The organism is Mesorhizobium sp. M7A.F.Ca.US.007.01.2.1, from assembly GCF_003998165.1.
GTDB lineage: Bacteria > Pseudomonadota > Alphaproteobacteria > Rhizobiales > Rhizobiaceae > Mesorhizobium > Mesorhizobium ciceri.
On record NZ_RZQP01000412.1, the window covers coordinates 1 to 2,667 of the forward strand.

The window sequence follows — 2,667 nt, forward strand, 5'->3', positions numbered from 1 at the left end:
GGCTCGTCGAGCAGCAGGATCGGATGCTCGGTGATGAAGCCGCGCGCGATGTTAACGCGCTGCTGCTCGCCGCCGGAGAAGGTCGCAGGCGGCAAGGCCCAGAGTTTCTCCGGCAGGTTGAGCTGCGCCAGCAAGGCGCGCGCCTTGCCGCGGGCAATCTCGCGATCCTCGCCGCGCTCGACCAGCGGTTCGGCGACGACGTCGAGCGCCGAGACGCGCGGCACGGTGCGCAGGAACTGGCTGACATAGCCGATCGTTTGCCGGCGTATGGCCAGCACGGTGCGCGGGCTGGCGGTGGCGAGGTCGATCAGCCCATCATCATGCGTGACGATGATCTGGCCTTCGTCGACGGCGTAGTTGCCGTAGAGCATCTTCAGGATCGAGCTCTTGCCGGCACCGGAAGGACCGCCGAGCACGGTGCATTCGCCAGCCCTGATCGAGAACGAGACACCGGCGACAACAGGCAGTTTGATGCCGTCGCGCAGGTGCATGGTGAAACTCTTGGCGACGTCGGAGACAACGAGGGGGGTTGCCATCAGAAGGGCCTCCAATTGTCGTTCGTTTGCGGGCCAACGCCTCCCTCTGCCTTGCCAGGCATCTCCCCCTCAAGGGGGGAGATCGGCAGCTTTCTCGTTGCGCTTGTTCTGCAACGTTGGAGAGTGGCGAAACCGAGGACGATAGCCAATCTCCCCCCTTGAGGGGGAGATGGCCGGCAGGCCAGAGGGGGGTGCCTTGGCGCCATCGTCAAACCTGCAGAATCGAGGAAACAAGCAATTGCGTGTAAGGCGCGCGCGGGTCGTCGAGCACGCGGTCGGTGAGGCCGCTTTCGACGACGCGGCCGTCCTTCATCACCATCATGCGCTGCGACAAGAGCCGCGCCACGGCAAGGTCGTGGGTGACGACGATGGCCGCCAGACCGAGATCGGTGACCAGACCACGCAGCAGGTCGAGCAGGCGGGCTTGCACCGAGACATCGAGGCCGCCTGTTGGCTCATCCATGAACACCAGGCGCGGCCCGGTGACGAGGTTGCGGGCAATCTGCAGGCGCTGGCGCATGCCGCCGGAAAAGGCGCGGGGCTCGTCGTCGATGCGGTCCTCGTCGATCTCGACGCGCGACAGCCAGTCGACGGCGGTGGCGCGGATCCTGCCGTAGTGACGGTCGCCGACCGCCATCAGCCGCTCACCGACATTGGCGCCCGCCGACACCGTCATGCGCAGGCCGTCGGCGGGGTTCTGATGGACAAAACCCCAGTCGGTGCGCATCAGGAAGCGGCGCTCGGCCTCGCTCATGCGGTAGAGCTCGCGGAACTGGCCGTCGCGCATGCGGTAGCTGGCGGTGCCGGAGCTCGGTAGCAGCCGGGTCGACAGGCAGTTGAGCAGCGTCGTCTTGCCGGAGCCGGATTCGCCGACGACAGCCAGGACTTCGCCCGGCCACAGGTCGAAGGAGACGTTGTCGCAGCCGACGCGCGAACCGTAGAATTTAGAAAGTGCTGCGACACGCAGCAGCGGTTCGTCGGTCATTGCGCCGGCTCCCTTGTTCCCGAGGCAAGATGGCTTTCTGGAGCAAGGTGGCCGCGATGGCCGTCCGCCCGCCGCTTCTCGCAATGGTCCGTGTCGGAGCAGACGAACATGTGACCGCCATGGTCGTCGAGGATGACTTCGTCGAGATAGACGTTCTCGGCCGCGCACAGCGCGCAGGGCTGGTCGAAGGTCTGGACCTCGAACGGATGATCCTCGAAGTCGAGGCTGACCACTTCGGTGAAAGGCGGCACCGCGTAGATTCGCTTTTCGCGGCCGGCGCCAAACAGCTGCAGGGCCGGCGAGCGGTGCATCTTGGGATTGTCGAATTTCGGCGTCGGCGAGGGGTCCATCACATAGCGGCCCTCGACCTTGACCGGATAGGCATAGGTGGTGGCGATGCGGCCGTGCTTGGCTATGTCCTCGTAGAGCTTGACGTGCATGAGGCCATATTCCTCCAGCGCGTGCATTTTGCGCGTTTCGGTCTCGCGCGGCTCGAGGAAGCGCAGGGGTTCGGGGATCGGCACCTGGTAGACCAGCACCTGGGCCGCCGTCAGCGGATGCTCGGGAATGCGGTGACGGGTCTGGATGATGGTGGCGCTGGCAGTGTCGGTCGTCACCGCGACATTGGCGACTTTCTTGAAGAAGGCGCGGATCGACACCGCATTGGTGGTGTCGTCGGCGCCCTGGTCGATGACCTTCAGCACATCGTCCGGGCCGATGATCGAAGCGGTGACCTGGACACCGCCGGTGCCCCAGCCGTAGGGCATCGGCATTTCGCGCGAAGCGAACGGCACCTGGTAGCCGGGAATGGCGATGCCCTTGAGGATCGCCCGGCGGATCATCCTTTTGGTCTGCTCGTCGAGATAGGCGAAGTTGTAGGTGGCGATGTCGGTCATGGCGATCACATCCACATTGTGCTATCGAATTGGCGTCCAGGACGCGGATACAGGGGCGAATTCAGATGAACTCGACCGGATGGATGCATCTCGGAATTCTGTTGGTGGTGTTCGCCGGCGTCGTTCTCTTCTTCCTTCGGCGCATGATTCTGCCCGGCCCCAAAGAAGGCTCTCAAGGTGAGTCCGTGGGCGTCGGCAATGGTGATTACTCCGGGTATGACGGCTATGGCGGTCATTCCCACGATGGTGG

Annotated in this window: 4 protein-coding genes; 1 reads left to right on the top strand and 3 read right to left on the bottom strand. The window is 64.4% G+C overall.

Annotated features, from left to right (window positions below):
- The 3 genes from phnL to EN949_RS34465 form a co-directional block, all read right to left on the bottom strand.
- Window positions 1–536 (bottom strand): phosphonate C-P lyase system protein PhnL (phnL, locus tag EN949_RS34450; RefSeq protein WP_127371959.1); only part of this gene is annotated, 536 nt, incomplete at its 3' end.
- Between the two features lie 208 nt (window positions 537–744).
- On the bottom strand, window positions 745–1,521 hold the full coding sequence (gene phnK / locus EN949_RS34460) for a phosphonate C-P lyase system protein PhnK (RefSeq protein ID WP_013529518.1): 777 nt from the start codon (window positions 1,519–1,521) through the stop codon (window positions 745–747).
- A complete protein-coding gene (locus tag EN949_RS34465) occupies window positions 1,518–2,417 on the bottom strand; it encodes an alpha-D-ribose 1-methylphosphonate 5-phosphate C-P-lyase PhnJ (protein ID WP_013529519.1) in 900 nt (299 codons plus the stop codon). The genes phnK and EN949_RS34465 overlap by 4 nt, the downstream gene beginning before the upstream one ends.
- 65 nt (window positions 2,418–2,482) lie before the next feature.
- On the opposite strand from EN949_RS34465, the gene EN949_RS36065 reads away from it, so the two are divergent.
- The coding region (locus EN949_RS36065) for a hypothetical protein (RefSeq protein WP_164782654.1) at window positions 2,483–2,667 on the top strand (185 nt) is incomplete at its 3' end.

What these genes read in the sequence shown, in the direction of transcription:
- phnK (WP_013529518.1), bottom strand. Translation starts at nt 1,521, where the DNA reads ATGACCGACGAACCGCTGCTGCGTGTCGCAGCACTTTCTAAATTCTAC.
- EN949_RS34465 (WP_013529519.1), bottom strand. Translation starts at nt 2,417, where the DNA reads ATGACCGACATCGCCACCTACAACTTCGCCTATCTCGACGAGCAGACC.